Raw genomic sequence first — 6,592 nt, 5'->3', positions numbered from 1 at the left:
AACCGTCGCCAGTTCGGGCCTTGTCAGGGTAGCTTGGCTGCGGACTTACTTGCGCGCAGGCGGCACATCCGTGCAGCTGCCATGCGCCACTTCCGCCGCCATGCCGATGCTCTCGCCCAGCGTGGGGTGGGGGTGGATGGTCTTGCCGATGTCCACTGCGTCGGCACCCATCTCGATAGCCAGGGCGATCTCGCCGATCATGTCGCCCGCGTGGGTGCCGACCATGCCACCGCCCAGGATCTTGCCGTGGCCCCGGCCAGCATGGCCGTCTCCTGATCCTGCTTCGGGGCTGTCGTCGAACAGCAGCTTGGTGAAGCCTTCGTCACGCCCGTTGGCAATGGCGCGGCCCGAGGCGGCCCAGGGGAACAGGCCCTTTTTGACCTTGATGCCCTGCGCCTTGGCCTGGTCTTCGGTCAGGCCCACCCATGCCACTTCGGGGTCGGTGTAGGCCACGCTGGGGATCACGCGGGCGTTGAAGGCGGCGCTGGCCAGTTCCTTGTTGCCCTGCAGCAACGACACACGGACCGGCAGACCGGTTTGCGCGGATTCGTCGACATACTCCAGTTGGATGGTGGCCCCTGTGTGCGTGGCGATGGCCTGAACAATTGGCAGCCCCAGGCCCGACCCTGTCGTGTTTGTACCGAGCGTTCGATACAAGGGTTCAAGGCCCTTCGCGTGCCCATCCGGGGCAATTCTTGGCCCTGTATCGCACACGATCAGTTCGACATGGTCAATTGTCTTGCGCACTTCCACCCCATCGCCGCTACCACTCGCTGCAGCATCTGGGTGAGTGCATCGCCCAACTGGAAGGCGCGCTCGACCTTGCGGTTCACGCCGGAGACGTTGAAATTGCCCTCTGGTTTCACGACGCGATTTACGGGCTGCAGGCCAAAGACAACGAGCAGCGCAGTGCCGACTGGGCCGCCGGCGAATTGACGCGAAGCGGAGCAGGGGAAGCGCAGGTCCGGCGGGTGCGAGCGCTGATCATGGCGACCTGCCACACCGCCAAACCGGCTGATGCGGATCAGCAACTGCTGGTGGACATCGACCTCGCCATCCTGGGCGCCGAGCCAGCGCGTTTTGCCGAATACGAACCGGTAATGCCGGCAGCCTGTCTACGGCCTTTGCCACCGTGGTCCAGCGCGGCTATTCCCGGCAGGCGGAAACGCTCGCCGACGGACATGCCATCGCCGCAGTGAAGAAACTTTATGGTCACGCCGGCGGCGGCGCTTCGGTATTCGAGACTTTTGCGGCTTATCACACCGAACACGGCGGTGAAGCACCGTCCCTGCTCTCGACGCATCCGCTGGACGCCGAGCGCATCGAGCGGCTGCGGCAGGCCGCCGCGGATTGGGACCCTGTCCGTCAACCCCTGCGGCCACTGGCCCTGCCCATGCCGCCCCCTCAGTAAGGCTCAACCGGCCGCCGCCTGTCGCGTACGTGCCGGCGCGTGCCCGGTCCAGCGCTTGTAGGCACGCGCAAAGGCGCTCTGCGCGGAATACCCCAGCAGAAAAGCGATGTCCGTGAGACTCAGCGAGGCATCTTCCAGATAGCGTTCAGCCATTTCCTTGCGCACGCCATCGACCAGCTGGGTAAAACTTTCACCATGCTCCTGGAGCTTGCGCTGGAAGGTCCGTGGCGAGACGTGCAGCGCCGAGGCGACATGACTCAGCTCCAGTTCGCCATCTCCCAGCCGCTGCGCGATCAGGCGGCGGGCGCGGACCAGCGGATCGTCCGTGCGCGTGAGCGTCAGCAATTGCTGCTGGGCCAGGCGATCCATCAACTGGCGCATGGCGGGGTCCGGCTGGATCAGGCCCAGTCCCTGCCACGACTTCGGCACGATCATGCGGTAACTGTCCTGCCGGAAGCGTATCGGGCAGGCGAACACACGGCGCTGCTCGTCCAGGCGCTGCGGCGCCTCGTATGTGAAATCGACGCCCAGCGGAGAGATCGCCTGTCCGGTGATCCAGCGCACAAAAGTCAGCATGCCGGCGAGATTGAACTCCGCAAGCTGGCGGTAGCGGAGATCGGTCGAACGGTTCCAGCTCAACACGATCGCTTCGGCGTCGATCCGCACGTCCACCGGCGCAACGGTGATCACCAGCCCCTGATAGCGCTGCTGGGCGAGCATGGCCTCGCCCAGGGTCGTACAGGCCATGGCGACATAGCCGAGAACGCCGTAATGCCCTGGCCGGATGTGCTCGGCAACATGCACGCCGAGATCAGGATCCTGGGCCAGCACGGCGGCGCGATTGAACAATTCAGCCGCCTCCAGCTCGCTGACGCGCGCATCGCGGTCGTTGAGATCCACGTTCAGGCTCCGCTGCAGTTCGGTCGCATCGATCTGCCGCAGGCGCAAATAGTCGAACAAGGCCAGCAGATAGCTGACCGCGGTGCTGGGCGCGAGGGCCGCAGGGTCGTCGACTCCGGTCTTGGCGCGTGCTGTCATACAGATTGTCGTGCGGGGTCAAGCGGCAAGTGATACACAATGGAGAGAATGCTAACAGTCAATACATCGTGCGAATCGAGGAGCTTATGGAAACGCTGGACTGGTGGGCCAAATACATCTTCTACATCGCCATGCCCTATTTTCTGGTCCTGATGGCCTGGGAGTGGTTCGCCCTGCGCCGCGCCAAGAGCAAGGGCAAAAGGGGCTACGAGATCAAGGACAGCAGCGTCAGCATCTCGCTGGGCCTGATCAAGCTCGGCATGCGGGCCCTGTGCGCAGGCTATACCGGCTGGCTGTTTGCTTTCGTCTATGAACATCGCCTGTTCACGCTCTCGCCCCTCGTCTGGTGGACCTGGGTGCTGCTGTTCTTCGCCGACGACTTTACCTATTACTGGTATCACCGCAGCGCGCACCGTTGCCGCCTGTTCTGGATGGAGCACGTCAATCATCATTCCAGCGAGCACTACAACCTCAGTACTGCGCTGCGCCAGTCGACCCTGGGCCCGGCGTATACCTTCGTGTTCTACCTGCCGCTGGCCTTCGTCGGCTTTCACCCGCTGGCGATTGCGGTGCAATTCGGCATCAACCTGATCTACCAGTACTGGATCCACACCGAGGCCATCGACCGCCTGGGCTTCCTCGAAAAGTTCATGAACACGCCCTCGCATCACCGCGTCCACCACGGCAGCAACGGCATCTACATCGACAAGAACTACGCTGGCATCCTCATTATCTGGGACAAGCTGTTCGGCACCTTCCAGGAAGAGCGCCGCGACGTCCCGGTGAAATACGGCCTGGTGCACGACCTCAAGACCTTCAGCCTGCCCACCGTGATTTTCCACGAGACCGCCTTCATGCTGCGCCAGGTCTGGAACGCCAAGGGCTGGCGCAACAAGCTGGGCTGGATTTTCGGCCCGCCGGAGTGGTCGCCGGACGGTCCGCAATATCCGCCGGATCACCCCTACTGGCAGACGCAAGCGGCCACCAAGGCAAGCTGAAATCGCCGGCATGCGGGCTCACACGATTGCAGGATTCGCCCGCACATTGCCGTCTGCTTCAATAAACCAGATTCCTCATACGGAAACGCCATGCGCTTCGACAATCAGGTGGTGATGATTACCGGCGCGGCCGGCTCTCTCGGCAAGGCGGTTGCCGCAGGCTTTGCTGCTGGTGGCGCCAGGCTGGCGCTGGCCGACGTCAGCGAGGCCGTGCTGCAACAAGCGTATCCCGGCACCGCCGACACACGCCTGCTGCTGCCGGCCAACCTGCTCGACTCTGCCTCGGCGCAGAATGCGGTTAACGCCGCGATGCAGAAGTTCGGCCGTCTCGACGCCCTCTGCAACATCGCCGGCGGTTTCGCCATGGGCACCCCGGTGCATGCCACTGCGGCAGCCGACTGGCAAAAGATGCAGGACATCAACGTCGGCACCCTGCTCAATGCCGTGCGCGCCGCGGTACCGGCGATGCTGGCGGGCGGCGGCGGGAAGATTGTCAACGTCGGCGCTGGCGCCGGCCAGAAAGGCGTGGCGCAGATGGGGGCCTACAGCGCCTCGAAGAGCGCGGTGATCCGCATCACCGAAGCCATGGCCGGCGAACTGCGCGAGCAGAACATCAACGTCAACTGCGTGCTGCCCAGCATCATCGACACGCCACCGAATCGCGCCGCGATGCCAGACGCCGATCCGAAGAAATGGGTCGCGCCGGGCGATCTGGCGGCAGTCATCACCTTCCTCTGCTCCGAGCAGGCGCGCGCGGTGCACGGCGTCGCGCTGCCGGTCGTGGGATTGAGCTGATGAGCGGCAAGACGCGCGAACAGCAGCTCGACGAACTGCTCGACAAGCAGGCGATTTACGAGCTGATCATGGCCTACTGCAACGCTGCCGACCGCCACGATCACGTCAAGATGCGTACGCTCTATCACGAGGATGCGATTGACGATCACGGCCACTTCGCCAAGGGCCTGGCGATGGAATTCATCGACAAGCTGCCGGAAATCCAGAAGGCCATGGAAATCCTGCATCACAACGTGACGACCGTGAACCTCAAGCTAGCCGGCGACCGCGCCGAGGGCGAGGTCGGGTATAGGAAGTTCAACCGCCCTTTTTTGCGAGTCTGGCAGGTAGGAAGCGGCCGCGCAAGCGCCGCTTTGGGCACAGATCGGGCACAGATCGGGGGTTCATGCGTGGGTTTTCGACATCGCGGGGCCACGCAGCGGCTCAGTGCGTAGCCATTTCTCACCGAATCCCGGCACAGGGCCGAGCGCAGCCCTGCGGGGTCGTGGCCGCATCGGATCGGACTCTGGCTTGGCTGCCGGCTGCGTGGCCGGCACCTCGTCACGCGGCCGGCGGCGGGGCGCGCGCTGCGGGCCGGTAGTGCGCTTGCTCCAGCGCGCCGTGTTTCTCGAAGTGGGCGAGGATGGCGCGAATGGCCTTGGGGTCTTCGATGCTGGCGACGATCCGCACCGCGCCGCCGCAGTGGGCGCAGGTGGTGACGTCGATGGAAAAGACCCGCTTGAGCCGTTGCGCCCAGCTCATCGCACGGCGCTTCTGCTCGGGGCTGCGCGGTTCGTCGTGGGCGCTGACGTCCACCGGCACTGCATCGCTCGCAGGCCGCTTGCCGCGCCCCGATGGCGTCAGCTGCGCGCGCAGGTTTGCATTCGGGGCGAATACGCCGTGGAAGCGGGTGAGATGCGCGCGAGGTGGCGGGACCAGTGCCGCCAGCTTGGCGATGAAGTCCACCGCATCCCATTCGACATGCGTGGTCCCATTGCGCCACGGCGTCTTGAGCTGGTAACGCACCCTACCCTGCGGTGAGATCGACAGCCGCTGCTCGCTGATCGCCGGGCGCGTGATGTAGCGGCACAGCTTTTCGAGCTTGTGGCTCTCGTGTGCTTCCGCGGCCACGCCGGCATGCAGCGAGAAGCCGCCGACCTTGCCGGCATCGCCCTCCAGCGAGCCTGCGTCACCGGGCAATGTTTGCAGCGTGACGACCTTGCGGCCAGCGTCGCGACCGGTGGCGATGCGGTAGGTCATCGAACTCATCCGCAGCCCATCCATGCCGTCGTCGCTACCCGCGCTGTCGGACAGGAACACGGATTCGTCTTCGCCTTCGAGCCAGCCGCGGCGCGACAGGTGCCGGCACACGCGATGCGCGATGGTGTTGGCGAGCTGCGTCAGTTGCGCCGATGTGGGCCGCTGACCATCCCCCTGTCCCCAAGAACGGCGAGCCGCGTGCTCGCCGTTTTGGCATGGACGCGTGCGGATTGGCGAACCCGAAGTTTGCGCGTGGTTCGCCATTCGGTCCCTCCAAGGTTCGCCACCCGAAGCCTGCAATGACACCTGTTCCTCAACAGCGTCATAGGAGGCTTCCATGCCGACAACGGCAAGCACCATCACCCGGTCGCCGGTCGATGCGATCAACGGTCTGTCTCCCGGCGATCGTCGGGTCCTCAACGAGAACGAGCTCGCGCAGCGCTGGGGGCTGAGCCCCAAGACCCTGCAGCGCTGGCGCAGCGAAGGGCGGGGCCCGCGCTACCTGAAGCTGTCCAAGCGCGTCAGCTACCCCCTGGAGTCGGTCATCGAGTTCGAGCGTGGCGCCCTGCACGACTCGACCTCCGAGCGCGCGGCGCGCTGAAGGGGGATGCGATGAGCGATTTGACCCTCTACCCCGCCGACATCGCCGCGATGTCCGTCGGCCAGCTGGCCGCGCTGCCGCCCGCCCAGAAGGCGGAGATCAGCCGCAACCTCGACGAAGCGCTCGCCTGGCTCAAGCAGGCCCGCGCGAAGTTCGACGCCGCGCTGGAGGCCGCCTACGGCGAGCAGGCCCGTGCTGCACGCCTCGAGGCCGGCAAGGACTTCGGCGTCGTGCACCTGAAGGACGGGCTGCTTCGCGTGACGGTCGATGTCCCGAAGCGCGTGTCCTGGGACCAGGCGCAACTGGCCGCCATCGCCCGGCGCATCGCCGCCGCCGGCGAGAAGGTCGAGGACTACCTCGACGTCGAGTTCTCGGTTTCCGAGTCCCACGGATAGGAAATTCAACCGCATGAGGCCAAGTATGGCACGAGTTTTGGGCCTCGAAACACGTTCGGCCAAGGAAGGTTGAGCGCTCGCTTGCCGCTCAATGGCAAGAGCTTGGGAGGCAGTA

8 protein-coding genes and 2 pseudogenes are annotated in these 6,592 nt (G+C 64.9%); 7 read left to right on the top strand and 3 right to left on the bottom strand.

Annotation, left to right across the window (positions count from 1 at the left end; translation table 11 throughout):
- Window positions 1-45: 45 nt before the first annotated feature.
- A pseudogene (locus ACS5NL_RS22540) lies at window positions 46-702 on the bottom strand (oxidoreductase dimerization domain-containing protein); the annotation flags it as partial.
- Between ACS5NL_RS22540 and ACS5NL_RS22535 the strand changes: the two are divergent.
- On the top strand, window positions 696-1,199 hold the full coding sequence (locus tag ACS5NL_RS22535; protein WP_193750046.1) for an HD domain-containing protein: 504 nt from the start codon (window positions 696-698) through the stop codon (window positions 1,197-1,199). The pseudogene ACS5NL_RS22540 and the gene ACS5NL_RS22535 overlap by 7 nt on opposite strands.
- A complete protein-coding gene (locus ACS5NL_RS22530; protein ID WP_008645843.1) occupies window positions 1,133-1,411 on the top strand; it encodes a M48 family metalloprotease in 279 nt (92 codons plus the stop codon). The genes ACS5NL_RS22535 and ACS5NL_RS22530 overlap by 67 nt, the downstream gene beginning before the upstream one ends.
- Before the next feature lie 3 nt (window positions 1,412-1,414).
- On the opposite strand, the gene ACS5NL_RS22525 is transcribed toward ACS5NL_RS22530, so the two are convergent.
- Window positions 1,415-2,449: an AraC family transcriptional regulator gene (locus ACS5NL_RS22525; RefSeq protein WP_008645845.1), complete on the bottom strand. Its 1,035-nt coding sequence runs from the start codon at window positions 2,447-2,449 to the stop codon at window positions 1,415-1,417.
- Window positions 2,450-2,535: 86 nt separating this feature from the next.
- Between ACS5NL_RS22525 and ACS5NL_RS22520 the strand changes: the two genes are divergently transcribed.
- The 3 genes from ACS5NL_RS22520 to ACS5NL_RS22510 all read left to right on the top strand — a co-directional run bounded on the left by ACS5NL_RS22520 (window position 2,536) and on the right by ACS5NL_RS22510 (window position 4,676).
- Window positions 2,536-3,447 (top strand): sterol desaturase family protein, encoded by a 912-nt coding sequence (locus tag ACS5NL_RS22520; protein WP_439356242.1) that lies wholly within the window; start codon window positions 2,536-2,538, stop codon window positions 3,445-3,447.
- A gap of 90 nt (window positions 3,448-3,537) precedes the next feature.
- Window positions 3,538-4,242 carry an SDR family NAD(P)-dependent oxidoreductase gene (locus ACS5NL_RS22515; RefSeq protein ID WP_008645848.1) on the top strand — a complete coding sequence of 235 codons (705 nt, stop codon included), beginning with the start codon at window positions 3,538-3,540 and terminating at the stop codon, window positions 4,240-4,242.
- Window positions 4,242-4,676 carry a nuclear transport factor 2 family protein gene (locus ACS5NL_RS22510; protein WP_008645849.1) on the top strand — a complete coding sequence of 145 codons (435 nt, stop codon included), beginning with the start codon at window positions 4,242-4,244 and terminating at the stop codon, window positions 4,674-4,676. Before ACS5NL_RS22515 ends, ACS5NL_RS22510 begins: the two co-directional genes overlap by 1 nt.
- Window positions 4,677-4,782: 106 nt before the next feature.
- Here ACS5NL_RS22510 and ACS5NL_RS22505 read toward each other — a convergent pair.
- Window positions 4,783-5,640 (bottom strand): annotated as a pseudogene (locus ACS5NL_RS22505) (IS91-like element ISCR29 family transposase); the annotation flags it as partial.
- A gap of 178 nt (window positions 5,641-5,818) precedes the next feature.
- Between ACS5NL_RS22505 and ACS5NL_RS22500 the strand changes: the two are divergent.
- Together ACS5NL_RS22500 and ACS5NL_RS22495 are read left to right on the top strand one after the other, a co-directional pair.
- Complete coding sequence (locus tag ACS5NL_RS22500; RefSeq protein ID WP_008648927.1) at window positions 5,819-6,082, top strand: helix-turn-helix transcriptional regulator; 264 nt, start codon at window positions 5,819-5,821, stop codon at window positions 6,080-6,082.
- Between the two features lie 11 nt (window positions 6,083-6,093).
- A complete protein-coding gene (locus ACS5NL_RS22495; RefSeq protein ID WP_008648926.1) occupies window positions 6,094-6,477 on the top strand; it encodes a hypothetical protein in 384 nt (127 codons plus the stop codon).
- Window positions 6,478-6,592 lie beyond the last annotated feature (115 nt).

It is taken from the genome of Hydrogenophaga sedimenti (assembly GCF_051857515.1).
In the GTDB taxonomy this organism is placed as follows: Bacteria; Pseudomonadota; Gammaproteobacteria; order Burkholderiales; family Burkholderiaceae_C; genus Hydrogenophaga.
The sequence above is the reverse complement of the archived record's forward strand: the minus strand, read 5'-3'. Positions and strand labels throughout refer to the sequence as shown.

Excerpts from the sequence above, each read along its gene's own strand:
- ACS5NL_RS22525 (WP_008645845.1), bottom strand. The coding sequence starts at position 2,449 with ATGACAGCACGCGCCAAGACCGGAGTCGACGACCCTGCGGCCCTCGCG.
- ACS5NL_RS22520 (WP_439356242.1), top strand. The coding sequence starts at position 2,536 with ATGGAAACGCTGGACTGGTGGGCCAAATACATCTTCTACATCGCCATG.
- ACS5NL_RS22515 (WP_008645848.1), top strand. The coding sequence starts at position 3,538 with ATGCGCTTCGACAATCAGGTGGTGATGATTACCGGCGCGGCCGGCTCT.
- ACS5NL_RS22510 (WP_008645849.1), top strand. The coding sequence starts at position 4,242 with ATGAGCGGCAAGACGCGCGAACAGCAGCTCGACGAACTGCTCGACAAG.
- ACS5NL_RS22500 (WP_008648927.1), top strand. The coding sequence starts at position 5,819 with ATGCCGACAACGGCAAGCACCATCACCCGGTCGCCGGTCGATGCGATC.
- ACS5NL_RS22495 (WP_008648926.1), top strand. The coding sequence starts at position 6,094 with ATGAGCGATTTGACCCTCTACCCCGCCGACATCGCCGCGATGTCCGTC.